Here is a 25,275-nt window from a genome sequence, read left to right on the forward strand (position 1 = left end):
GGTCAACGCTCTACGCGCGTTGAAAGCTCGTAGTTGCGCGTCGAATTTGCACGCGTCGACGTTGTACGTTCGGACTTGCGATGTTGTAGCGAGACGTGGCATCGCAACGCTCGTGAGGTAATAAGGTGCGCAAGCAATCGAGGCTGCGCTCGTACCCTCATCCGCAACTGCGGGGCACCTTCTCCCAGCGGGAGAAGGGATGTTTCTTCACTGTGCGGGAGTAGTGCGCGCAGCCGTAGCCCCTCTCCTGCGGGAGAGGGGTTGGGGTGAGGGTACGGGGCGCAGCCAAGCGTGGCGTCTCGTGAGCAGCACAGAAGCATGCAAGCATCACCTGCACGAACGCTGGCAATCGGCGGCGTTGTACGTCATGGCGTTAGCGGCTACGGCTACTGCGATTACTGCACCGCCACCCCTTCATCGCCGCCAGTCTGCCAACCACCACCCAAGGCCCTGAACGTGGCGACCGCGCTGCGTGCCGCTTCGGTGCGTGCCTGCACCTGCGCATTGGAGGCGCGCAGCAGGCTGTCGTCGGCATTGAGCACTTCGATCAGGCTCACGGTGCCCTTTTCATACGCCAGCGCCGAGGCGCCACGCGCCTTGCCCAACGCGTCCACGCCTTGCGTCAGCACAGCAGCTTGTTGCTCGCGTTTGACCAGGGCGGTGAAGGCGTTTTCGACATCTTCGGTGGCGCGCAGGACAGCCAGGCGGTACGCAGCCAGCTGCTCGGCTTCCTGCCCCTTGGCCTGCGCGATCTGCGCATTGATGCGGCCGAAATCGAACAGCCGCCAGCGCAACCCCAGCACGCCGGACGATTGCGCGGCACCGCCGGTGAACAGGTTGCCGCCGGAGAGGGCGGTGGCGCTGCCCAGCAGGCCGCTCAGCGAAAACTTGGGGTAGTACTCGGCCATCGCCACGCCGATGCGTGCGTTGGATGCGGCCAGCCGGCATTCGGCGGCGATCAGGTCGGGCCGGCGTCGCAACAGCTCGGCCGGGGAGCCGCTGTCGGCGATCTGCGGGGCAAGCGGGATGGGTTTGCTGGCGGCCAGTTCGGCGCGGTGGGTGCCGGGAGCCACGCCCAGCATCACGTCCAGTGCGTCCATTGCCGCGACCAGGCCTGCTTCCAGGCCGGGCACGGTCGCCTGTGCCTGGGACAGCGCGCCCTGGGCCTGCTGCAATTGCAGCTCGGCCGCCAGGCCCTTGCCGTGCAGCAGCGTCACCATCGCCACCAGCCCTTGCTGGGCGGCGACCTGACGCTGTGCCACGTCCAGCCGCGCCTGCAGGCCGCGGACGCTGATGTAGATATCGGCGGTCTGCGCGGCCACCGCCAGGCGGGTGGCCGCAGCGCCGGCTTCGGTGGCCTGGTAGTCGGCCAATGCGGCCTGGCGCCCACGACGCAGCCCGCCGAACAGATCCAGCTCCCAGCTTGCGCCCAGGTTGGCCTCGTAGACGCTGGCGTAGCGGTCGAGGTTGGGGGTGCTGTCGAGCACCTGGCCCAATGGCGTTTCCAGCGACTGGTAGGCGCGCGTCGCACTGCCGCTAATGGTGCCGGACGGCAGCAGTGCGGCAGTGGCGGCGGTCAGCCCGGCGCGGGCTTGGGTGACCCGCGCGGTGGCCTGGGCCAGGTCCAGGTTCTGTGCCAGCGCGGCGGTGACGTAGCGGCTCAGGTCCGGGTCGTTGAAGCCGGCCCACCAGGTTGTCAGCTCGGCCTGCGTGGTGGCTTGGCGCGCAGCAACGTCTGCCTGCCCGAGATAGCGGTCGGGGAGCGGCATGTCCGGGCGGGCGTAGTTGGGACCCACCGCACAGCCTGCGGCGAGGCTGGCGACAGTAAGCGCGGCAAGAGTGCGGAGTGACGGCATGACGAGACCAGAGGGTGGGATGGTGAGTGACTTTAATACGAAATGGTCACTTTTGTAAGTCGAGTGCTGCGACGCTAAGCTGTCGACATGACCAACGCATCCAGTTACCCCGTTTCGGGCCGCGGGCCGGCCGACCACGAAGTACGCGACCAGATCGTGATCGCCGCCACCGAACATTTCAGCCGCTATGGCTACGAGAAGACTGCCGTGTCCGACCTGGCCAAGGCGGTCGGTTTTTCCAAGGCGTATATCTACAAGTTCTTCGAGTCCAAGCAGGCCATCGGCGAGATGATCTGCACGCACTGCCTGCGCGAGATCGAGACCGACGTACTGGCGGCGGTGGCTGCCGCGGCGTCGCCGCCGGAGAAATTACGTAGTCTTTTCAAGGCGATTATCGAGGCCAGCTTGCGGCTGTACTCGCGCGAGCGCAAGTTGTACGAGATCGCCACCTCGGCCGCGATCGAGCGCTGGCCGCCGGTGATCGCCTACGAAACGCATGTCCAGGCGCTGTTGCAGGAGATCCTGCTGCAGGGGCGGCAGAACGGGGATTTCGAGCGCAAGACGCCGCTGGACGAGCTGGTGCAGGCGGTTTACCTGGTCATGCGGCCCTATATCAATCCGGTGCTGCTGCAGCACAGCCTGGAGCACGCCAGCGAGGTTCCAGCGCTGCTATCGGCATTGGTGCTCCGGAGTCTTGCTCCATAATTTGCCTGTGACTATTGACTGATATGGTCACAAGTCTCAGGATGCGAGCCTTCATCAGCTTGCTCTGGGATTCCCATGCTTCGGCGCCGCCTTGTGACCTCTACCGTTCTGTGTGTCCTGCCGCTGGCACTGATTGCGTGCGGCGGCAAGGCGCAGCCCGATCCACGCACTGCCACGCCGCTGGTCCGGGTGGCCACGGTGGGCGAGGCCGGTCGTGCGGCGCGCAGCTTCTCCGGCACGGTCGCGGCACGGGTTCAGAGCGATCTGGGCTTCCGGGTCGCCGGCAAGGTGTCCGAGCGGCTGGTCGACGCCGGCCAGCGCGTCAAGCGCGGGCAAGCGTTGCTGCGGATCGACCCGGTGGATCTGCAGCTGGCCGCACGCGCGCAGCAGGATGCCGTGGCCGCCGCGCGGGCCCTTGCGCAGCAGACTGCCGACGATGAGGCGCGTTACCACGATCTGCGCGGTACCGGCGCCATCTCGGCCTCTGCGTACGATCAGATCAAGGCCGCCGCCGATGCGGCCAAGGCGCAACTGAGCGCCGCCCAGGCCCAGGCCGATGTCGCCCGCAATGCCAACCGCTACACCGATCTGCTGGCCGATGCCGACGGCGTGGTGATGGAGACCCTGGTCGAGCCGGGCCAGGTGGTCGCCGCCGGCCAGCCGGTGGTGCGGTTGGCGCATGCCGGCGCCCGCGAGGCGGTGATCCAGTTGCCGGAAACCCTGCGCCCGCCGGTCGGCTCGGTCGCGCAGGCCACCTTGTTCGGCAATGCCGCCGTCAGCGTGCCAGCCACCTTGCGCCAGTTGTCCGAGAGCGCCGACCGGCTGACGCGCACCTTCGAGGCACGCTACGTGCTCGACGGCGCGCTGGCACAGGCGCCGCTGGGTACCACGGTCAGCGTGCGCGTCCCCGGCGCCACCGCGCCCGGCACCCAGGCCGGCCTGCAGGTTCCGTTGGCCGCGCTGTTCGATGCCGGCAAGGGTCCGGGCGTGTGGGTGATTGCCGGCAACCCGGCCAAGGTGCGCTGGCGGCCGGTGACGGTGCTGGGCCTGGACGATGACCATGCCAACGTCGCCGGCACGCTGGCGCGCGGCGAGCGCATCGTGGCGCTGGGCGCGCACCTGTTGCGCGAGGGCGAGCAGGTGCGCATTGCCGGCGCCAGCGCTGCCGGCAGCACCGCCACCACCGCCGGCAACACCGCCACGGCGGCAGGAGCGCAGCCGTGAGCGAGGGCCGATTCAATCTGTCGGCGCTTGCAGTCCGAGAGCGCTCGATCACGCTGTTTTTGATCTTCTTGATTTCGCTGGCCGGCCTGGTCGCGTTTCTCAAGCTCGGTCGTGCCGAAGATCCGGCATTCACCATCAAGGTGATGACGATCGTGACTGCCTGGCCGGGCGCCACACCGCAGGAAATGCAGGACCAGGTTGCCGAAAAACTCGAAAAGCGCATGCAGGAACTGCGCTGGTACGACCGCACCGACACCTATACGCGCCCCGGTCTTGCGTTCACCACCTTGACCTTGCTGGACAGCACGCCGCCCGACCAGGTGCAGGAGCAGTTCTATCAGGCACGCAAGAAGGCTGGCGATGAAGTGGGCAATCTGCCGGCCGGTGTGATCGGGCCGATGATCAACGACGAATATGCCGACGTCACCTTTGCGCTGTTCGCCCTCAAGGCCCAGGGCGAGCCGCAACGGCTGCTGGCACGCGATGCGGAAACCTTGCGCCAGCGCATCCTGCACGTGCCGGGCGTCAAGAAGGTCAACATCATCGGCGAGCAGCCCGAGCGCATTTTTGTCGAGTTCTCGCACGAGCGTCTGGCCACGCTGGGCGTCAGCCCGCAGGACGTGTTCGCCGCGCTCAATGCGCAGAACGCCTTGAATGCCGCCGGCTCGGTGGAAACGCGCGGCCCGCAGGTGTTCATTCGCCTGGATGGCGCGCTCGACAGCTTGCAGAAGATTCGCGATACCCCGCTGGTGGTCCAGGGCCGCACGCTCAAACTGTCCGATATCGCCACCGTCAAACGTGGCTACGAAGATCCGTCCACCTTCATGATCCGCAGTGGCGGCGAACCGGCGTTGTTGCTCGGCATCATCATGCGCGATGGCTGGAACGGGCTGGATCTGGGCAAATCGCTGGACAGCGAAGTGAGCGCGATCAATGCCGAGTTGCCGCTGGGCATGACCCTGAGCAAGGTCACCGACCAGGCGGTCAACATCGACGCATCGGTCGGCGAGTTCATGACCAAGTTCTTCGTCGCGCTGCTGGTGGTGATGCTGGTGTGCTTCGTCAGCATGGGCTGGCGCGTGGGCATCGTGGTGGCGGCAGCGGTGCCGCTGACGCTGGCGGCGGTGTTTGTGGTGATGCTGGCCACCGGCAAGAATTTCGACCGCATTACGCTGGGCTCGCTGATCCTGGCGCTGGGCTTGCTGGTGGACGACGCCATCATCGCGATCGAGATGATGGTGGTGAAGATGGAGGAAGGCTATAGCCGCGTCGCCGCATCGGCGTATGCGTGGAGCCATACCGCCGCGCCGATGCTGTCCGGCACGTTGGTCACTGCAGTCGGTTTCATGCCGAACGGGTTTGCTGCCTCCACGGCCGGCGAATACACCAGCAACATGTTCTGGATCGTGGGCATCGCGCTGATCGTGTCGTGGGTGGTGGCGGTGGTGTTTACGCCTTACCTCGGCGTCAAGATGCTCCCCGAGTTGAAGAAGGTCGAAGGCGGCCACGCGGCGATGTACGACACGCCGCGCTATAACCGCTTCCGCGATGCGCTGGGCCGGGTGATTGCCCGCAAGTGGTTGGTCGCAGGTTCCGTCGTGGGGTTGTTCGTGCTGGCGATCCTCGGCATGGGAATCGTCAAGAAGCAGTTCTTCCCGATCTCCGACCGACCGGAAGTCCTGGTTGAAGTGCAACTGCCGTACGGCACCTCGATCACCCAGACCAGTGCGGCCGCTGCCAAGCTCGAAGCCTGGCTCGCCAGGCAGGAGGAAGCGAAGATCGTGACCGCGTATATCGGGCAGGGTGCGCCGCGCTTCTTCCTGGCGATGGGCCCGGAATTGCCGGACCCGTCCTTCGCCAAGATCGTGATCCGCACCGACGACCAGCGGCAACGCGATGCATTGAAGCTGCGCTTGCGTCAGGCCGTTGCGCAAGGATTGGCGCCGGAAGCGCGGGTGCGCGTGACGCAACTGACCTTCGGCCCGTACTCGCAGTTTCCGGTGGCCTATCGGGTGAGCGGTCCCGACCCGGAGGTGTTGCGCGGCATTGCCGCCCAGGTCAAGCAGGTCATGCAGGACAGCCCGATGCTGCGCACCGTCAACACCGACTGGGGCACGCGCACGCCAACGCTGCATTTCACTCTGGATCAGGACCGGCTGCAGGCGGTGGGGCTGACTTCCACCGCGGTGGCCCAGCAGTTGCAGTTCCTGCTCAGTGGCGTGCCCATCACGCTGGTGCGCGAGGATATCCGCAGCGTGCAGGTGGTGGCTCGCTCGGCCGGCGACACGCGCTTTGACCCGGCACGTATTGCCGACTTCACCCTGGCCGGTACCAACGGCCAGCGCGTGCCGCTGTCGCAGGTGGGCAAGGTGGAGGTGCGCATGGAAGAGCCGATCATGCGCCGCCGCGATCGCGTGCCGACGATCACCGTCGGCGGCGATGTCGACGACCAACTGCAGCCGCCGGATGTCTCGGCTGCGATCACCAAGCAGTTGCAGCCGCTCATCGAAAAACTGCCGGGCGGGTATCAGATCAAGGAGGCGGGCTCCATCGAGGAATCCGGCAAGGCCACCGCGGCGATGCTGCCGCTGTTCCCGATCATGCTGGCGGCCACCTTGCTCATCATCATCCTGCAGGTGCGTTCGATCTCGGCGATGGTGATGGTGTTTTTGACCAGCCCGCTCGGCCTGATCGGCGTGGTGCCGACCTTGATGCTGTTCCAGCAACCGTTCGGTATCAATGCGCTGGTGGGGTTGATTGCGCTGTCGGGCATCTTGATGCGGAACACGCTGATCCTGATCGGGCAGATCCACCACAACGAAGCCGAAGGGCTGGACCCGTTCCATGCGCTGGTGGAAGCCACCGTGCAACGTGCGCGCCCGGTGATCCTGACAGCGTTGGCCGCGATCCTGGCGTTCATTCCGCTTACCCATTCGGTGTTCTGGGGCACGCTGGCGTACACGCTGATCGGCGGAACCCTGGCCGGCACCATCCTGACCCTGGTGTTCCTGCCGGCGATGTATTCGATCTGGTTCAAGATCCGGCCCGACACCGGCAACGACACGCCTGCGGTGGCACAGCACGCGTAAGCCGCCTCGGCGGCGGCGGCAGCGATGCCGACGCCGAGGTGGTGGCATCGCTTCCTCTATTCCACCGATCCGCAGTGCCGGCTCCGGCCAACGCGCGAGATCGCACGCCGTTCTCTTTCATTCAAGGAACCTGCAATGCAACAGCAGACTGTGGTGCTGATCACCGGTGTCTCGTCCGGCATCGGCCGCGTTGCCGCCGCGCTATTTGCCCAGCGTGGCTGCATCGTCTACGGCAGCGTGCGCAATCGCGCCAGCGCACCACCGCTGCCCAATGTGGAACTGGTCGAGATGGATCTGCGCGATGCCGCATCGGTGCAACGGGCCGTCGATGGCATCGTTGGCCGTAGCGGCCGCATCGATGTGCTGGTCAACAATGCCGGTGCGAACCTGGTCGGCGCGGTGGAGGAAACCAGCATCGAAGAGGCCGCTGCGCTGTTGGATACCAACGTGCTCGGCATCCTGCGCACCATCCAGGCGGTGTTGCCGCACATGCGTGCCAAACGCGCAGGACGCATCGTCAATGTCAGCTCGGTGCTGGGATTTCTCCCGGCACCGTACATGGGCGTGTATGCCGCAACCAAACACGCGGTGGAAGGCCTGTCCGAATCGCTCGATCACGAGCTGCGCCAGTTCGGTATCCGGGTAACGCTGGTGGAACCTGCCTATACCAGGACCAGCCTGGGCAGCAATTCGCCGGTGGCGCAGACCCCCATCGCCGAGTACGACCGCGAACGTGGCGTGGTCAGCCGTGCAGTCACCGGTCATATCGACAACGCGCCGGAGCCGCTGGGCGTGGCGACCACCGTGGTGGAAGCCGCGCTGGGTCGATGGCGCATGCGTCGCACCCCGTCCGGGCAGGAAGCGTTGCTGAGCAAGTTGCGCCGCTTCATGCCCGCCGGTGCGGTGGATGGCAGCCTGCGCAAGCAGCTCGGGTTGGGCTGACGCAGCAAGCGCGCCGGCGCGCGGATGCGTCGACGCTTGCGTATCCATAGACGCTGCGCCTGGCCAGGCAGATGCGGGCAGTGCAGGTAGCGACGTGCACTGCCTGTCCATCACGGCCTATCCAACGCGGGTCTGCGGGTGTTGCCTATCCACGTGCAGCGACCGGTCGCCGCATATCAGCGGCTCCCGCGGCAACCGTGTGCCGAGCGGATGCCGACACACACACCACTGCCAGCCGGCCAGCCCGTGCGCGTAACACGCGTTGGTCATCGATCGCCAACGACCGATGCAGTCAGGGCGACCAACCGAACGTGGCGAGCGTTCGGCAGGTGAGTGTGGGCGGCGCGCGCATGACCGCCATCCGCGAGGGCTGCATGCCGATTCCCAGCACCGACCGAACCCGCCGAGCAGTCGTTTTGTTGGCCGCTCTAAAGCGTCGTGTACCCCATGCAGCCAGGATCGGGCTGCATGGTATGGCCTGGCAGCCGTTACACCTGGTCGGTCGGCACCACATACACTTCGGCAATGTTGACGTTCGCCGGTGCCTGCGCTGCGAACAGGATGGTGTCGGCAATGTCCATCGGATCCAGCATCCGAACCGTGCCGGCATAACCGGCCATCATGGCCTGATATTCCGCGCTGGTGGTCTGTGCCGGAAGCTCGGTTGCGACAATGCCCGGTTGAATGCTGGTGACGCGGATGTTGTGCTTCTTGCCCACTTCCATCCGCAGGCCTTCGGTGAAGGCGGTCACTGCGAATTTGCTTGCCGAGTACACCGCAAATCCCTGGCCAAACACCTTGCGCCCGGCGATCGAGGAGGTATTGAACACATGCCCGGAGTGCTGCTTGATCATCTGCGGCAGCACCGCTGCGGCCACGTTGAGCACGCCTTTGACGTTGACATCGATCATCTGTTCCCACTCGTCGGTATGGAAGTCGTCGATGCTGGACAGCGGCATGATGCCGGCGTTGTTGACCAGCACATCGATTGCGCCATACGCCGCGATCAGCGCTGCGACGCCGGCAGCGACCGAGTCTTTGTCGGCGACATCCACCTGCAGCACGATGGCCTGGCCGCCCGCCTGCTCGATGTCGGCTTTCAATGCTTCCAGCCGGTCGATGCGACGTGCGGCAAGCCCGACCTTCATTCCCGCCGCTGCGAGTTTCTTTGCCGTTGCGCTACCGATGCCGCTGGAGGCACCGGTAATCAAGGCCACTTTTCCCTGAAGCTCATTCGTTGACATGGACATTCTCTCGTTGGGTGTCGATCCGGGATTGGACGCGGCGCTGCCCCGTCGAATCGGTTTTCAGTGCCAGCGAGATGATATCCATCCTATACTTAGTTTCAATTACGCACCTGGAGGTAACTAGATATGGCAGAGGAAACCGAGGCGCCCTGCGATCTCTATCGCATTTCGGATATCCGCACCGTGCTGGAGCCGATCGCCAACAAGTGGTCGATCATGATCATGACGGTGCTGTGCAACGGGCCGACGCGCTTCAACCAGATCAAGCGCCAGCTGGACGGCGTGACGCACAAATCGCTGACCGAAGCGCTGCGGCGGCTGGAGCGGGTCGGATTGATCAGCAGGGAAGTGATTTCCTCGTCTCCGGTGGCCGTGCAATACCGACGCACCCCCTTGGGCGACACCCTGGAAGCGCCGCTGATCGCGCTGCTGCACTGGTGCCAGGACCATGCGGACGAGGTGATTGCCGCCGAGCAGGCGTTCGTCGTGGGCACCCCGATGGTGGTGCCAACAGCGGCAACGGTGGGATGAGGCGCTGCGAGGCTGCACGGATGCGCCTCACCGAGCAGACCCGGCAGAGGCTTGCACGGGGCGCTGCATGGCCTTAGCCCGCAGGGAATCGCGATGGCACGTCGAGGATGACGGCGGATCGCTCACGGCTACGCACCTCGGCAGCCGAGGCCGTGGCGGTGTGCGCGTAATGCGCAACGCTGGCGCTGCGTTGTCGCCGATCGCGGCACGCTCGTCGCGATGCGCGCGCTGGCAGCGGGGTGCCCTTCCGGCGCGAATGCGGCCACGCAATCGCGCGCAGGCCTACGCAGGTGCTGTTCCACTCAGGCCAATGGCCGGCGATTCACCCAGATCGGCCGCATGGCCTCACAATAGGCGGCCAGCTCTCACAACCGATGTCGCCATGCGCAAGACCTACCAGCTCAACCTCGAAGGCAAGAACCGCGACCGTCTGCTGGAGTCCAGCAAGAACGACATCCGCAAATATATCCGCCGCGAGCGCCGCAAGGACTTGCCGGAAGGGGCGGATTACTGGGACTTCGACATGCGCTTCGGCGTAGATGAAGCCAGTGCCCAGCCGTTGCCGCCGGCCGAGCTGATCCGCTCGATCACCGCGCTCACCAGCGAAGGCGGCGAGCAGTTTTTCGTGGAAATCCTGCGCAAGCCCGGCAAGCGTATGCCGCGTGCCGATGGCGATGCGTTGGCCGGTGGCGAGCTGGATTTCGAGCAGGACTGAGCCTTGGCCGCACCAACGTGGCGGTTGATCGCCGCTACGTTGGCCTGCGTGTGCGTCGGTGCCATCCGCCACGCGCGTGCCCCATCCTCGCGTGTTGTCTCAGCGCAATCTCAGCGCAGAGAGCCTGGCCTGTACACGCGCCGTTCGTTGATGGATGTCGGCCACGTGCGAAGCGCGTAACGCGGCAGCGGTGCGCAAGATCGGCATCGTGCGGGCTGAATACTGCACGTGCTGCATGTTCGAGCGGGATTGCGGGGCTTCGCTGATGCGCGTGAAAACGGCACGTTATGCGTGGTGGATCGCTTTCACTGCGGCTTACCTCCCGGTGCTGCCGCTGCGCGTAATTTGTCTTTCTTGCTCGGCCGCTTGCCCTTGATACCGCCGTTGTCGTCCGCTGTGCGCGTGCCGGCCTTAGGCGTTTCCGCTGCGGGCGCACTCGTCGCCAGGGCCGGTTCGAAGCCGTCGATCACGCGGGTCGGCACGCGCAGCCCCTGACGTTTTTCGATCAGGCGCCATTGCTGGGCGTTATCGGCAGTGATGAAGCTGATCGCCACGCCGCTGGCGCCGGCACGCGCGGTGCGGCCGATCCGGTGGGTGTAGTCCACGGTGGAGCGCGGCAGGTCGTAATTGATCACCGCCGGCAGCGCGTCGATGTCGATACCGCGCCCGGCCAGATCGGTGGCCACCAGCACCTGCACCTCATGCTGTTTGAATGACTGCAATGTGCGCGCGCGGCGTCCCTGACTCAACTCGCCATGCAGCGGCTGGGCATTGATGCCGGCCTTGCCGAGTTTTTCGGCGACCTTGTCGGCAGTGTGGCGGCTGGCCACGAATACCAGCACGTGCGACCAGCCGTGCTCGGTCAGCAGGTGCCGCAACAATTGCGTGCGTTGGCCGGCGTCCACCGCAAGCGCCCGCTGCTCGATCGCCGGGGCCTGCTCGGGCGTGGCGTCGATGGTGATGCGCAGCGGGTCGCGCAGACGGCGTTTGGCCAGCGCGGCGATGGCCGGCGGATAGGTCGCCGAAAACAGCACGCTCTGCCGTTGCGTCGGCAACAACGCCAGGATCCGATCGAGCTCGGCGCCGAAGCCCAGCTCCAGCAAGCGGTCGGCCTCGTCCAGCACCAGCGTGGCGACCTCGCCCAGGCGCAGCGCGTTGTGATCCACCAGATCCAGCAACCGGCCGGGCGTGGCCACCACGATGTCGGCACCGCCGCGCAGCGCCAACAGCTGCGGGTTGATCGAACTGCCGCCGATGGCGACCACCGTCTTCAGGCGTCGCGGCAGATGCGCGGCCAGCTGGCGCAGTGTCTCGTCCACCTGCACGGCCAGCTCGCGCGTGGGTACCAGCACCACGGCACCGAGCACGCGTGGCGCGGTCTCCGGCGCCAGCATGCGTTGCTGCAGCAGGGGCAATGCATAGGCCAGGGTCTTGCCGGACCCGGTCTGCGCCATCGCAATCAGATCGCGCCCGGCCAGCATCGGCGGGATGGCCTGCTGCTGGATCGGCGTGGGCGTGCGATGACCGGCCTTGCTCAGCGCGGTATCGAAGAATGGCTGCAGCTGTGGCGACAGCGAAAGATGGGTAAATGACATTGGCCGATTATCCAGGCATTTGCGCTGCAGCGGGCGTTGGCGCGCATGCAGCGCTGCACCTGCGGTCGAGATGGCCAACCGTGCTATTCCGCTTGTGGCAGACGCACCCATGCAATGGTCGCGCCCCTGCAGGCACGCCTTCTGTACGACATCTGGTGTTGCGCGTGGTTGGCATTCACCTGACCAAAACCACCCAGGATTCAGCGCGGCTGCCAAAACGGAGCGAGCGGCTGGCAGGTGGGTGTGGACGGTGCACAAACCGGGTGCATGCTGTCCGGAGCAGCGGCCGCGCCTGTCCAGTGCTCGCGCCCCCGTCCTGTGCGTCGCTTTTCGTATTGGACACCCTTGGCCGCGAGCATGCTCCTGCAGGGTACGTGTGCATTGGAAGGGATGCAGAACGCACGCGCGTCAGTAACGCCACTTGCGGATGGCTGCCGCGCCAAAACGCGCTTTCAACAAGGCTTCTGCGCTGTCGTCATCGTCGTAGACCTCGCCCAGGCACAGCAGCATCAGGGCATCCAGATACGCTGCGACCGAGTCGAACATGCGGGTCAACATGGCGCCGTCGTCGTGGTCGAAGTAATACACCGCACCGGTGACGCGATGGAAGCACCAGAGGTTGCCGTTACCCAGGTAGTTGCCGAACACGAGCAGGTCGGTCGCCAACGCATGCTCCGCGGCGCTGGCGTCGATTTCGTCGAGGCTTGGATACGCATCCTGCAACGGTTCGATGCGTGGGGCGAGGTCGCCCGGGCAGCACAGCGTTTCTGCCAGCGAGAGCCTGCCGATAGCGCAGTGGTAGCGTGCAAACAGCGGCGGCAAGGCGTAGCCCAAGCGGGCTTCGCATGCCTGCACCGCAAGCGCCCCGGTCCCCGGTTGTGGGGCATCGTCTTCGCCGAGCAATGCGGCATATGCGCTGCAGACCTGGCGATACCAATGCAGGCGTGCGTTGTCGTCGGCGAGAGCTGGCCATGCCAGCGGCGGGCAGTCGGCGGGGCGCCAGCTGGTATCCATGGTGGGTGTTCCATCAGTGCAGTGCGCGGTGCCTGCACGATGACAGGCGACGTAGCGGGTCGTCATGCTACCGCAGCGCGTCGACATGCCATCGCGTGGATTGCGCCAGCGGCCGCGCGCAGTCGCGCGCGTTGGCAATCTGGCCGTCGAACAGTCGAACAGTCGAACAGTCGAACAAAAAACTGCGCCATCGCATGCTGGATGCGATGGCGCGAACGGGTTGTACATGTCACGGCCGTCGCAGTGGCGAACGAGCCACCGCGACACTGGACTTGCTGGCGATCAGATCACTGCGCCAGCGCCAGGTCGTCCAGCATCGCGCGCAGGAAGCGCGCGGCTTCCCCGCCGGTGGCGGCGCGGTGATCGAAGGTCAGCGACAGCGGCATGACCTTGTGCGTTTCCACCCCGCCCATCACCGGGGTCAGCTGGTAACGCGCACGGCCGGCAGCCGCGATGGCCACGCACGGCGGCACCACCACCGGGGTGGCGTAGCGGCCGGCGAACATGCCGAAGTTGGACAGCGAGATGGTGTAGCCGCTCAATTCGGAGGCGGCGATGCTGCGGGTTTCCACCTGCTGGCGCAGCCGGTTGACGCCTTCGCGGATGCCGTGCGCATCCAGCATGTCGGCATTGCGCAGCGCCGGCACGAACAGGCCTTCTTCGGTATCCACTGCAATGCCGATATCGACCTGGTGGTGCAGGGTGCGGCTGAGCGCGTCGCCGTCGAACCAGGCATTGAGCGCGGGCACGGCCTGGCAGGCACGTACGATGGCGCGCACCAGGCGCACGGTGACGTCGTTGCCGGGCTGCCAGGCATGCAGGTCGGCATCGTCGTTGAGCGTGGTCGGCACCACCTTGCTGTGCGCATCGGCCATGACGCGCGCCATGTTGCGACGCACGCCCTTGAGCTGTTCGGGTTGGCCCTTGACGCTGGTGCCGGGCGCTTGGGTGCGCATCGGCTTGCCGCTGGCCGACAGCGTAGAGCGTGCCTGTTCGGAAGTGCGCGTCGTGTTGCTCGCCTGCATGGGTGACCTATTGCCGGCCGGGGCCGGGCGCTGCCCATGATCGCCGCCGATGCTCATCGCAGCTGCGCCGCCGGCCGGCGCGAGCACTGCACCGCGCACTGCCTGCGCAGTCCCTGCCGCAGCTGCCTGCTTCACGTCCGCTAGCGTCACCGTGCCGTCCGGGCCGGTGGCGCGCACCTGGGCCAGATCCACGCGCAACTTGCGTGCGAGCGCGCGCACCACCGGCATGGTGCGGACGCCACCGACCGCGATGGCCTGCTCGCTCTGCACGGTGTTGGAGCTCTGCATCGCACCGACCACGGTGCCGGCGTCATCGCGCTCACCTGCCGCATCGGCAGCTGCATGTGCGTGCGCATCCGCATCGGCAATTTCGCCGCCGTTATCGGAGGCCACCACGCGTTCGGTGGGGCCGGCCGCGCTCTGTCCGGTGCTCGGCGTTGCCGCCTGTGCGCTGCCGCCGTGGCCATGCCCATGGCCGGTGTCCTGGCCGTCGGCGCGCTGCGGCTGCGATGCATCCAGTGCGAACTGCGCCAGCATCGCGCCGGTGACGATCACATCACCGGCCGCACCGGCCAGCTTGACCACGGTGCCGGAAAACGGCGAAGGCACTTCAACCACCGCCTTGGCGGTTTCCATCGACACCAGCGGGTCGTCCAGGCGCACGCTGTCGCCTTCCTTGACGAACCACTCGACGATGGTGGCATCGGGCAGGCCTTCGCCCAGGTCGGGCAGATGAAAATTCTTTGCTTCGCTCATGGCAGATTCTCTTGCACCGCAGGCAACTGCGGTGTGGTGTCGTCGAGGAGTTCCAGGTCGGCCGCCGGTAGCCAGCCCTGCGCGCCATCGGCACGCTCGGACCACCACCAGCCACCGTGTTCGTAATGCAGCAACACGTCCTCGCCCTGGCGGGCATCGAGTTCGCGTGCGTCGTAGTCGCGCAGCGCTTCGGCCACGCCATCACCCAACGGGCGCAGCCAGGCCAGTGGCGCCCAGCCGGCACGGCCGTCGTCGGCGGTAACCCAGGCAAACGCCGGCCATTCTTCATCGCGCACGCCCACGCTCACCTGCTGGCCGGCCTCGAAGCGGACCGGGTTGGCGTAGGCGGCGCGATGTTCGCACAGCAGGCGGGCGCGCATGTCAGCCGGCAGCCACCGCACGGCGCGCGGCCGTGACAATGCGCTCCACGCTCGGCAGATACTTCATTTCCAGCCGGAATAGCGGGATATGCGTGTCGTACCCGGTGACGCGCTCGACCGGCGCGAGCAGGTCGTACATGGATTTTTCCGCCAGCTGCGCGGCGATCTCCGCACCGAAGCCGGCGGTGCGCGGCGCCTCTTGCACGATCACGCAGCGCCCGGTCTTGGCCACCGATTCGGCAATGGTGTCGAAGTCCAGCGGGCGCAGCGTGGCCACGTCGATGACTTCGGCGCTGATGCCCTCGCCGGCGAGTTTGTCGGCCGCTTCCAGCGCTTCCTTGACCTGCGCGCCCCAGGTGACCAGGGTGACGTCGGTGCCGTCGCGCAGCACGAAGCACACGTCCAGCGGCAGCGCTTCGCCGTCGTTGGCGACCACTTCCTTGTACTGGCGATAGATGCGCTTGGGCTCCATGTAGATCACCGGATCCGGGTCGCGGATCGCGGCCAGCAACAGGCCATAGGCGCGCTGCGGCGAGGATGGCAGCACCACGCGCAAACCGGGCACGTTGGTGAAGATTGCCTCGTTGGCTTCGCTGTGATGTTCCGGCGCGCGGATGCCGCCGCCCCACGGCACCCGCAGCACCATCGGGCAATGCAGGCGACCACGGGTACGATTGCGCAGGCGTGCGGCGTGGCAGATCAGGTGATCGACCATGGGATACACGAAGCCATCGAACTGCGCTTCGGCCACCGGCTTCATGCCCTGTGCGGCCAGACCCACGCTCAGGCCTGCGATGGTGGTTTCGTCCAGCGGGGTGTCGAGCACCCGCTCGCTGCCGAAGCGCTGCTGCAGGCCGGCGGTGGCGCGGAACACGCCGCCGTTGACGCCGACGTCCTCGCCCAGCACCAGCACCGCGGGGTCGTGCTCCAGCTCCCAGGCCAGCGCCTGGGTGATGGCTTCGATCAGGGTGATGGGCGAACTCATGGCGATCTCTCCGCGCGTGGCTGCGGCGTTGTAGGGGGCACTGGACTGCTGCGAGGTGTCCGCATGCACGTGCTTGAGCTCATCCATGACGCGCCTCCAGGGCCATGACTTCGGCACGCTGGGCCAGCAACTGGGCCGGCGGGTCGCCGTAGAGGTAATCGAACATGGCTTCCACCGGCTGCACCGGGGTATTGAGATACGCGTTGACCTCTTCGTCGATCCGCGCGCCGCATTCGGCCTTCCACGCGTCTTCCTGCGCCTGGTCCCACAGGCCTTGCGCGGTGAGATAGGTGCGCAGCCGCAGCAGCGGCTCGCGCGTCCAGGCCTGTTTGACCTCCTCTTCGCCGCGGTACCGGCGCGCATCGTCGGCGGTGGTGTGGTCGGTGAGGCGGTAGGTCATGAACTCGATCACCGTGCCGCCGTCGCCTGCCAGTGCCCGCTCGCGCGCCTGGCGCATCGCTTCGAGCACGGCGATCAGGTCGTTGCCATCTACCTGCAGGCAATGCAGACCGCCGGCCAGACCCTTTTGCGCGAGCGTCTGCGCGCCGGTCTGCGCCGAACGCGGCACCGAGATCGCCCAGCCGTTGTTGATCACGCACAGGATCAGCGGCAACTTGTAGGCGCCGGCCGAATTGAGCGCGGCGTAGAAGTCGGTCTTGGAACTGCCGCCATCGCCGCAGCAGGCCACCGCCACCTGCGGCTTGTTCTGCAGCTTGAACGACAGCGCCGAGCCGGCTGCATGCAGGCACTGGGTGGAGATCGGCACGCAGATCGGGAAGTCGATGGCCGCGTCGGCATCGCGCGGATAGTCGCTGCCGCGCTCGTCGCCGCCCCAGTACAGCAGCACGTCGCGCGGGCGCACGCCGCGTTCGAACATGGTGCCGTACTCGCGGTAGCTAGGCGCGAACACATCGCCGCTGCGCATCGACGCCCCGATGCCGACATGCGTGGCCTCGTGGCCCAGGCAGGCGGCGTAGGTGCCGAGCTTGCCGGTGCGCTGCAGGGCCACCGACTTGCTGTCGAAAGTGCGCACGAACAGCATGCGCTTGAACAGGGCGAGCAGGGTTTGCGGGTTGGCGGCGTCGGCCGGCAGGTCATCGCGGACGAAGTTGCCGTCGGCGTCCATGTATTGCAGATAGTCGATCTGGAACTGCGCGGCTACGCTCATTGCGGCGACACCTTCATCAAGAAGTTTCAAATGATATGAGTTGCCATGTTAAGGACGGCGGAGCAAAACGCTGTCCTGCACCGCAGCACACAATGATGCTGGCTTGCACAAAAAAAAGGGCGCGGACCAGGCCGCGCCCTTTGTCGCAGTAAAGAACTGCGACGTGGTGCACTGCGATCAGCGGCGCCCGGCGCCTCCGCCGATCGGGGTGACGATCAGCGCCGAATCGTTGGACGGGTTCGCGTCCGGCGATGCCGATGTCGCAGTCGCCTGTACGCGGATGGCGCCGTCGGCCGGGATCGGCTTGGCGGCCACGCTCAACTGGAAGGCCAGCTGCGCGCCGGGCAGCACGACTGCCGCACTGCTGCACACAAAGCGCGCACTGCGCAGCGATTGCACCTGCTTGTCGCAGTGCCAGCCCTGCGGTGGCACCAGCTGCGACAACGCCGATACCGTATTGCCTTCGATCACCAGGCTGGGCCGTTGCGCCGGTGCGGCGCCGACGTTGTCCAGCAGCACGCGGTAGCTGGCATTGAAGGCGGTGGTCGGCAGGCTGGTCGGTCCATCGAAGCGCACCGCCAGGTCGCTGCGGGGTTGCGGACGTGCTTGTACCGTGACCGTTGCGGTGTCGGTGTTGTTATCGGGTTGCGGATCGGGCGATTGCGAGGCGACCGACCCAGCCAGCATCAAGGTGCGTCCAGCCAGTTCCGGGCTGGCATCGAGGTGCACCGTAAAGCTTTGCTTGGCGCCGGGGTTCAGCGCCGGCAGATTGCAGGTGAACGTGGTCTGCGTGGCGTTGGTCAGGTTTTGGCAGAACCAACCCACCGGCGCTGTGATACGCGCCCGTACCGGGAGATCGAACACCAGTGCCAGGGCTGTGAACGGTGCCCGATCCGGCCCACGGTTTTCCACATCCACGGTGTAGTCGATAGGCTCATCTTCCCTGACCTGATCACGCGCGGCAGTGACCGCCACGCCCAGGTCCGCGTTGACCTGCTTGCTCATGCGTAACAACACCACGGTGGGATCGTGGTCGGACAAGCGCGTGGGCGTATTGGCATCGTTGCGCGCGGTGCCGGGGAAGTCGGCATTGATGCGCGCATGGCCTACCAACAACGAGGCGATCTGCGGCGCGCGCATCAGCGCATCGCTGGCCAGGATGTGATCCAGCGATTGCACGTTGCCGTCAAAGGCGTACGAGTAGCTCTGGTTGGGCGTGTTGAACCAGGTCAGGTCGGTGTAGTCCGGGTCGACCAGATCGGCGCCATCGCCGCCCACTACCGTCTGCGCATCCGGCGCCGGTTTGCCGGTGACCGTGCCCATCGCGTCCACATAGCCGTCGTTGAACTCGAAGGCGTTGAAGTCGCCCATCACCAGTACTTTTTCGTCAGGGTTCACTTGCTGACGCGTCTGCAGCAGGCGCGCCAGGTACTCGGCCTGGGCCTGGCGCTTGGCGCGGATGCGGGTACCGGCCGCGTCGTCGGTCTCGGCGCCGTTGAGCGAGCGCTGATGCACCACGATGGCGGTCAGCGGCAGCGTGCGGCCGTCGGCCTGGTGCACGTTGGCAGTGAGCACCAGGGGCGGGCGGTCATTGAGCAGGCTGACACCACCGGCCGGCTCGGTCCAGGTAGTGGTCTTGCCTTCCTGGGCGATGGAGAGCACCTCCACCCGCTGCACGCCACCGGCAACCTCGGCAGTCTTGACCAGGAAGCCGACGTCGATGCCGCCAACGTCGTTGCCTTCCTGCAGATACGCCACGTACCTCGGATCCTGCTGGCCGGCGGCCACCGCGTCGGCATTGATGCGCGCGGCCAGGGTCTGCAGCACGCTGAGGTTTTCCACTTCCACCGTGCCCAGCACGTCGGGCGCATGCAGGTAGTTGCGGATCGCCAGCGAGGCCTTGTTGAGGCGGGCCTGGAACGCGGCCGGGGTGAGCACCGGTTCGCCGATCGCCGGGTCGTTCTGGTCGTCGAAGAAGCGTTCCATGTTGTAGGTGGCCACGGCCACGTCGTCGGCCTGTGGCAACGGCGCCGGGCGCGGTTGGTCGGCACCGTTGCAGCTCACCTGCGGGGTGCGTTCCGGATACAGCGTGTAGCGGCGGAAGCTGTAATCCAGCGGGCCGACCACATTGAGCACCAGGCAGCCGGAGGCCAGATCCAGCCGCTCGGCGCCGACGCCGGCACTGCCGACGGCGATCACTTCCGGGTTGGTGTTCCAGCGCGGCACCCCCGCAGGCGTACCGGCCGGCAGCGGGTCGGGCAACTGCACGCCCGGCTCGCGGAAGGCGCGCGGCACGCCGGTGACCACGGCATGGAACACGCCATTGCTGCTCGCCGTCGCATTGGTCTCGTTGACGCTGCCGCCGGTGGGCGCATTGACAGTGAGGCTGGCGGCGGCCACGCGCATGCCTTCCAGCGCTTCGAGCTGATCATAGGCACCGTTGGGGTTGGGGAAGTTCGCGCTTAACGCCACTGGCATCGGCAAGGGGTTGCCGGTGGAATCGGCCAGCACGGTGACGCTGCCGCCGATTTCGGTCAGTGGTGGCTGGGTCGGGTCGGCGGTGGGCACGTATTCGATCACCGTGCCCTGCACGCGCACCCGGTTGCCGATAGCGGCCGCTTCCGGCGGTGCGCTGCCGGTGTAGACGTAGACGCCTTCGGAGGTGGCCGGGTCGCCGTCGGCTTCGGTATCCGGGGCCTGCAGGAAGAACCCGGCGCTGCGGCGTGCGGTGACGATGCCCGAGGTGGCGACGACCTGGCCGTCCAGCGGCGAGCGGGCGCCCTTGCCCTGGATGGCGTGGATCGGCAGCAGGCTGAAGTCGTCGTTGACGATGGTGCCGGTGGCGCTGAGCGAGGCCGGCAGCGCGCCGGTGAGGCCGCTGATCTGCAGGCTGAAGCGTTCGTCCGGCTCGGAGACGGTGTCGCCCAGCACATCCACCGCAATGCTGGCCGTGCGCTCGCCCGCGGCAATGCGCAGGCTAGTGGCGGGTAGGGCGACGTAGTCGCTGCCGGCGGTGGCGGTGCCATCGACGGTAGCGGCAGTGAATCTCACCCCGCCGGCACCGGCCGGCTGGCTCAGGCTCAGCGTGAACACGACGCTGCGGGTGCCGCTATTGCCTTCGGCCTGGCTGACATCGGCCAGCGTGGCGATCGGCTGGTCACCGCCGCTGCACAAGCGCGCGGCGCTGGCGCTATTGCGCGGCGCGGGCGCGCCGGTGGCGAAATCGGCGGCGTTGTTGTCGGTATCGGTGCAACCGTCGTTGCCGCGCAGCACCGCCAGCGTATTGCTGGGGGCCGGTGTGGGTGCGTTGCCTTCGGCGCAGCTGGCATTGCTGCCGTAGCCCACCAAATCGGCGTTACCGGTGGGGCAAGCGCCGCTTAACGCGGAGGCGCCAGTGCTCAGCGCCACCTTGCCGGCGGTGCCGCTCATGGCCAGCGTGCCTGTGGCGTCCGGCGTGGGCAGCGCCACGCTGCCACCGCTGCCATCGGCCTGCTTGACCAGGTAATAGCCGCCGGCCGGCACGCTGCCTGCCAACGGGGTGAGCTGCCAGCTGCTGCCGGCGGCCGAGGCGTACTGCACCGACCAGCCGTCCAGGCTGACCGGGGTACTGCCGATGTTGTGCAGCTCGATGAAATCGCTGCGGAGGGTGGCGCCGCTATTGCCGCCACCGCCGTAGACCTGGCTGATGACGACCTGGGCATTGGCGTGGCCGGCAACGGCCAGCGCACAGAAAAATACGGCTGCACGACGCTGCAACACATGCATGAGATGAGAGTCCCCTGATCCTTGAGACGTGAAACGCTCCCCTGGTCCGGCCACGTCCCTGGCCGGCAGTGCCGTTCGATTCTGCATGAATTTGCAGACCTTGGTTGACGATATGGTGACAGCGGCGCAGTGGCTGCGACTGCGTCGGCGACTGGCTCGGTGGTTCAGAAGCGAAATAAGTCCTGACGTCGTCCACCGCCAGACGCGGGGCGTCCGGTGCGTTGCCGGATCTGCGCGGCATTCTGTGCAGACGACGGCTGGCCCAAACCGGTCGGCCTGGCGCTTCAAGCAGCCAGGCAGCCTGGCAAGGCGCACCGTGCCCGATCTCAGCCCCGAACCAGACGCAACAGAGGGCTGCCGACATCCGTCCTTTTGTCAGGGGTGCGGGGCAACGGATGCCCGTTTCATCCACCCAACCCGCGTGGACATGGCAGCACTGGGCCGCCCCCCGAATCGCCGGCCGACCTCGCTTGCGGATTTTCGGCGCCACTTTGGTAGCAACGCCTATTCCATTGCCACCCGCCAATCAATCCCCAATCCCCGCCGCTGAGCTACCCTGACCGGCCCGATCCATCTGCACTGCCATGCCCGTCGACAAGAACCTGCGTGACCTGGAACCCGGCATCCACACCGATCTGGAAGGCCGACTGACCTACGGCGGCTATCTGCGTCTGGATCAGTTGCTGTCCGCGCAGCAGCCGCTGTCCGAGCCGGCGCATCACGACGAGATGCTGTTCATCATCCAGCACCAGACGTCCGAGCTATGGCTGAAGCTGCTGGCCCACGAATTGCGCGCGGCCATCGTGCATCTGCAGCGCGATGAGGTCTGGCAGTGCCGCAAGGTGCTGGCGCGCAGCAAACAGGTGTTGCGCCAACTGACCGAGCAATGGTCGGTGCTGGAGACGCTGACGCCCAGCGAGTACATGGGCTTTCGCGATGTGCTCGGCCCGTCGTCGGGTTTTCAGTCGCTGCAATACCGCTACATCGAGTTTCTGTTGGGCAACAAGAACCCGCAGATGCTGCAGGTGTTCGCTTACGACCCGCAGGGCCAGGAGCGTCTGCGCGACGTGCTGGAAGCGCCCAGTCTGTACGAAGAATTCCTGCGCTACCTGGCGCGCTTCGGCCATGCGATTCCGCCGCAGTACCAGGCGCGCGATTGGACAGCGGCGCATGTGGCCGACGACAGCTTGCGTCCGGTCTTCGAGCGCATCTACGAAAACACCGACCGCTACTGGCGCGAATATGCGCTATGCGAGGACCTGGTGGATGTGGAAACCCAATTCCAGCTCTGGCGCTTCCGCCACATGCGCACGGTGATGCGCGTGATCGGCTTCAAGCGCGGCACCGGCGGTTCCAGTGGCGTCGGGTTTTTGCAGCAGGCGTTGGCGCTGACGTTCTTCCCGGAGCTGTTCGACGTGCGCACTTCGGTAGGTGTGGAGAGCCGGGCGCCGCAGGGCAATGCGGACGCTGGGAAGCGCTGAGCGAGGCAAAAAAGGCTCAGCAACGCAGGGGGTGTCGCGCGCTGAAACCCGGGAGAGCACTTACTCGGGAAAGCAGGCGCTTGAAGCCCCTCTGCCGCCGGGAGAGGGGTTGGGGTGAGGGTACGGGCCTCCTCCCCGGGATCAGCCGCTTGCTGATGCTCTTATTTCGGCGATCGGCACCACCCAGCGGCATCGCACCCTCATCCGCCCTACGGGCACCTTCTCCCGGCGGGAGAAGGGGACGCGGGCATGGGGCGGTGGGAGATGTGGGCATTGGGTACGGCTGACCGGCAGCGCTTGGCCGCCTGCCGACCAACCCACTGATCACCCAAGGGCCGTCAAAAGAACATCACAGATGTGGAAATGGTTTCGCGCACGCTGGTGGAGGATGCACAGCAAACCCAACAACGCCCGCCACTCCACCCATCCCCATCAGGCTGCCGACTCCTGCGAATTTGACGCGTACATGACGTCTAAGTGATCCTCGCGCGTCGCCCAGGGTTCCGCCCTGGTGCACCCAGCCATTACTGAATACGCAAGGGACACCACATGAGCGTTGACGCAACTGCGCCGACATCCGCTTCCACTCCGCCGCAGCCGCCTGCGCCTCCCGAGTTCCCCACGCTGCTGGGCCATCCCCGGCCGCTGTGGATGCTGTTCATGACCGAGTTCTGGGAACGCTTCGCGTTCTACGGCATTCGCTGGGCGCTGGTGCTGTACATCGTGGCGCAGTTCTTCGGCGGCGACGCCACCGGCCAGGCGCCGGCGGGGCGCACCTATGGCGCATATCTGGCGCTGGTGTATGCGGCGGCGATCTTCGGCGGTTACGTGGCCGACCGGGTGCTCGGTTACCAGCGCTCGATCCTGGTGGGCGCGGCAGTGATGGCCACCGGCCTGTTCCTGATCGCCATCCCCGACCACACCATGTTCGAGATCGGCCTGGCCACGGTGGTGGTGGGCAACGGGCTGTTCAAGCCGAACATCTCCACCATGGTCGGCAAGCTGTACTCGGTGGCCGATCCGCGCCGCGACAGCGGCTTCACCATCTTCTATATGGGCATCAACCTGGGCGCAATGATCTCGCCGGTATTGACCCAACTACTGGCCGAAAAGGTGTTCGGCACCCAGGCCATGCCGGCCTACAAGATGGTGTTCATGGCCTCCGGCGCTGGCATGCTGATCAGCCTGGTGTGGTTCTGGATCGGCCGTGCCCAGCTCAAGGGCATCGGCGCGCCCGCATCGAACGCGCAGGGCATCGGCCGCGTGTTGATGGTGCTGGCCGGCTGCGTGCTGGCGATTCCGGTGGTGTACTTCCTGCTGGCCGTTGGGGCCGACGTGCTGCAAATCGTGCTGACGGTGCTGTTCATCGGCCTGTCGGTGATGCTGCTGGTCGAAGGCATCCGCGAGGGCAAGGTGCAGCGCGACAAGGTGATCGCGATGCTGATCATCTTCGCGTTCAACGTGCTGTTCTGGATGTTCTTCGAACAGGCCGGCAGCTCGTTCACCTTCCTGGCCGACAACATCGTCAACCGCAACTTCGGCGAGTGGACCTTCCCGACCGCGTGGTTCCAGTCGGTCAACTCGATCGCCATCATTGCGCTGGCGCCGGTCATCGCCTGGATCTGGGTCAAGTCCGGTCGCTTCAATCCGTCGATTCCGCGCAAGTTCGGCCTGGGCCTGCTGTTCAACGGCCTGGCCTTCCTGCTGCTGATGTTTGCGCTGTCCAGCCTGGTCAACGATGCCGGCAAGATCCCCTTCTGGACCTTGTTCATGGTCTACGTCATCCAGTCGGTAGGCGAGCTGTGCCTGTCGCCGATCGGCTTGTCGATGGTGACCAAACTGGCGCCGGTGCGCCTAGTCGGGTTCGGCATGGGCGGCTGGTTTTTGTCCACCGGCATCGGTAACAACCTGTCGGGTATCTTTGCCGGCCATGTCAGCGGAAGCGAAGGCATGAGCGTGTCCTCTGCGCTGGGCGGGTATACCTTCGGGTTTTGGGCGCTGGTGGGCGCCGGCGCGCTGCTGTTCCTGATCGCGCCGCTGATCAACAAACTGATGCATGGTGTGAAGTGAGGAGAAAAACAATGCCGATCAAACCCATTGTCTGTGGCCTACTGCTGGCCGGCCTGTTGAGCGCCTGCGGGCAACACGCCGAGCAACAGGAAGCGCCACGGCCGCTGGATACGTCGATGCAGAAGCCACCCAGCGCCGACCCCAGCCAGCCGGTGTCCTCGGGCAACACGCCCACCGCTGCCGATATCGCGGCGGCCGCAGCGCTCAACGCGCAATACGACCCCTCGCGCGATCCGGCCGCCGATCTGGAAACGGCCAAGGTCGAGGCCAAACGCGGTGGCAAGCGCATCGTGCTCAACGTGGGCAATGCCGCCTGCGAGCCGTGCAAGGCGCTGGACGAGCTGATGGGTGGCGACGCCGAACTACGCAGCTTCCGCGATGCGCACTTCGTGGTGGTCAAGGTCAATCGCGATGCGGCCAACGAAAACGCCGCGTTCCTGTCGCAATTCGCCCAGCTCAACGACTACCCGTCGCTGCTGGTGCTGGACAACGATGGCAAGCTGCTGACCACGCAGGCCGGCCCGGAGCTGCGCAAGGGCGAGGGCTTCGATCGCAAGAAGCTGTTCGATTTCCTCAAGCAGTGGGCGCCGCCGGAAGCCTGATCTGCTGCGAGCGCGTCATAAAAAACCCCGCACTGCTGCGGGGTTTTTTATGGGATCTGTCAGGTGCGATGTCTGATGACCACGCAGATGCACGGGGGCACTTGCATGCGGTGCAGGGTGATGCG

At 66.1% G+C, this 25,275-nt stretch carries 18 protein-coding genes and 1 other RNA gene; 9 read left to right on the top strand and 10 right to left on the bottom strand.

From position 1 onward, the window contains the following. Window positions 1-395 precede the first annotated feature (395 nt). A complete protein-coding gene (locus BJD12_RS14810; RefSeq protein WP_074059406.1) occupies window positions 396-1,856 on the bottom strand; it encodes an efflux transporter outer membrane subunit in 1,461 nt (486 codons plus the stop codon). A gap of 87 nt (window positions 1,857-1,943) precedes the next feature. On the opposite strand from BJD12_RS14810, the gene BJD12_RS14815 reads away from it, so the two are divergent. From BJD12_RS14815 to BJD12_RS14830, 4 genes are all read left to right on the top strand, one after another. Then, complete coding sequence (locus BJD12_RS14815; protein ID WP_005998122.1) at window positions 1,944-2,561, top strand: TetR/AcrR family transcriptional regulator; 618 nt, start codon at window positions 1,944-1,946, stop codon at window positions 2,559-2,561. Window positions 2,562-2,636: 75 nt separating this feature from the next. Continuing rightward, window positions 2,637-3,785, top strand: a complete 1,149-nt coding sequence (locus tag BJD12_RS14820) for an efflux RND transporter periplasmic adaptor subunit (protein ID WP_005998121.1) — start codon at window positions 2,637-2,639, stop codon at window positions 3,783-3,785. After that, window positions 3,782-6,874, top strand: a complete 3,093-nt coding sequence (locus BJD12_RS14825; RefSeq protein WP_005998119.1) for an efflux RND transporter permease subunit — start codon at window positions 3,782-3,784, stop codon at window positions 6,872-6,874. The genes BJD12_RS14820 and BJD12_RS14825 overlap by 4 nt, the downstream gene beginning before the upstream one ends. 135 nt (window positions 6,875-7,009) lie before the next feature. Then, complete coding sequence (locus tag BJD12_RS14830) at window positions 7,010-7,816, top strand: oxidoreductase (protein ID WP_005998117.1); 807 nt, start codon at window positions 7,010-7,012, stop codon at window positions 7,814-7,816. A 488-nt stretch (window positions 7,817-8,304) separates the two neighbouring features. On the opposite strand, the gene BJD12_RS14835 is transcribed toward BJD12_RS14830, so the two are convergent. Further along, a complete protein-coding gene (locus BJD12_RS14835) occupies window positions 8,305-9,060 on the bottom strand; it encodes an SDR family oxidoreductase (RefSeq protein WP_126936647.1) in 756 nt (251 codons plus the stop codon). Between the two features lie 129 nt (window positions 9,061-9,189). Here BJD12_RS14835 and BJD12_RS14840 point away from each other — a divergent pair, with 129 nt between their 5' ends. Both BJD12_RS14840 and BJD12_RS14845 read left to right on the top strand, forming a co-directional pair. After that, complete coding sequence (locus BJD12_RS14840; protein WP_005998113.1) at window positions 9,190-9,594, top strand: winged helix-turn-helix transcriptional regulator; 405 nt, start codon at window positions 9,190-9,192, stop codon at window positions 9,592-9,594. A 382-nt stretch (window positions 9,595-9,976) separates the two neighbouring features. Continuing rightward, on the top strand, window positions 9,977-10,309 hold the full coding sequence (locus tag BJD12_RS14845; protein WP_005998112.1) for a DUF6172 family protein: 333 nt from the start codon (window positions 9,977-9,979) through the stop codon (window positions 10,307-10,309). Between the two features lie 305 nt (window positions 10,310-10,614). Here the strand turns inward: BJD12_RS14845 and BJD12_RS14850 are convergent, their stop codons facing one another. From BJD12_RS14850 to BJD12_RS14885, 8 genes are all read right to left on the bottom strand, one after another. Further along, complete coding sequence (locus BJD12_RS14850; RefSeq protein ID WP_005998111.1) at window positions 10,615-11,904, bottom strand: DEAD/DEAH box helicase; 1,290 nt, start codon at window positions 11,902-11,904, stop codon at window positions 10,615-10,617. Between the two features lie 207 nt (window positions 11,905-12,111). Continuing rightward, window positions 12,112-12,173, bottom strand: a non-coding RNA gene (locus BJD12_RS14855) — sX9 sRNA. Window positions 12,174-12,312: 139 nt separating this feature from the next. Next, a complete protein-coding gene (locus BJD12_RS14860; protein WP_005998109.1) occupies window positions 12,313-12,918 on the bottom strand; it encodes an SMI1/KNR4 family protein in 606 nt (201 codons plus the stop codon). Between the two features lie 287 nt (window positions 12,919-13,205). Then, window positions 13,206-14,699: a dihydrolipoamide acetyltransferase family protein gene (locus BJD12_RS14865; protein ID WP_005998108.1), complete on the bottom strand. Its 1,494-nt coding sequence runs from the start codon at window positions 14,697-14,699 to the stop codon at window positions 13,206-13,208. Further along, on the bottom strand, window positions 14,696-15,079 hold the full coding sequence (locus BJD12_RS14870; protein ID WP_042828781.1) for an SH3 domain-containing protein: 384 nt from the start codon (window positions 15,077-15,079) through the stop codon (window positions 14,696-14,698). The genes BJD12_RS14865 and BJD12_RS14870 overlap by 4 nt, the downstream gene beginning before the upstream one ends. A 1-nt stretch (window position 15,080) precedes the next feature. Beyond that, window positions 15,081-16,151 carry an alpha-ketoacid dehydrogenase subunit beta gene (locus BJD12_RS14875; RefSeq protein WP_005998105.1) on the bottom strand — a complete coding sequence of 357 codons (1,071 nt, stop codon included), beginning with the start codon at window positions 16,149-16,151 and terminating at the stop codon, window positions 15,081-15,083. After that, complete coding sequence (gene pdhA / locus BJD12_RS14880; RefSeq protein WP_005998103.1) at window positions 16,144-17,232, bottom strand: pyruvate dehydrogenase (acetyl-transferring) E1 component subunit alpha; 1,089 nt, start codon at window positions 17,230-17,232, stop codon at window positions 16,144-16,146. Before pdhA ends, BJD12_RS14875 begins: the two co-directional genes overlap by 8 nt. A 177-nt stretch (window positions 17,233-17,409) precedes the next feature. After that, window positions 17,410-20,997 carry a lamin tail domain-containing protein gene (locus BJD12_RS14885; RefSeq protein WP_058564011.1) on the bottom strand — a complete coding sequence of 1,196 codons (3,588 nt, stop codon included), beginning with the start codon at window positions 20,995-20,997 and terminating at the stop codon, window positions 17,410-17,412. A 584-nt stretch (window positions 20,998-21,581) separates the two neighbouring features. On the opposite strand from BJD12_RS14885, the gene BJD12_RS14890 reads away from it, so the two are divergent. The 3 genes from BJD12_RS14890 (at window position 21,582) to BJD12_RS14900 (ending at window position 25,150) form a co-directional block, all read left to right on the top strand. Beyond that, window positions 21,582-22,478 (top strand): tryptophan 2,3-dioxygenase, encoded by an 897-nt coding sequence (locus tag BJD12_RS14890; RefSeq protein ID WP_005990614.1) that lies wholly within the window; start codon window positions 21,582-21,584, stop codon window positions 22,476-22,478. 549 nt (window positions 22,479-23,027) lie between these two features. Continuing rightward, complete coding sequence (locus tag BJD12_RS14895) at window positions 23,028-24,548, top strand: peptide MFS transporter (RefSeq protein ID WP_042827823.1); 1,521 nt, start codon at window positions 23,028-23,030, stop codon at window positions 24,546-24,548. 11 nt (window positions 24,549-24,559) lie between these two features. Next, window positions 24,560-25,150: a thioredoxin family protein gene (locus BJD12_RS14900; protein ID WP_005990617.1), complete on the top strand. Its 591-nt coding sequence runs from the start codon at window positions 24,560-24,562 to the stop codon at window positions 25,148-25,150. Window positions 25,151-25,275 lie beyond the last annotated feature (125 nt).

Origin of the sequence: Xanthomonas vesicatoria ATCC 35937, from assembly GCF_001908725.1 — a bacterium.
GTDB lineage: Bacteria > Pseudomonadota > Gammaproteobacteria > Xanthomonadales > Xanthomonadaceae > Xanthomonas > Xanthomonas vesicatoria.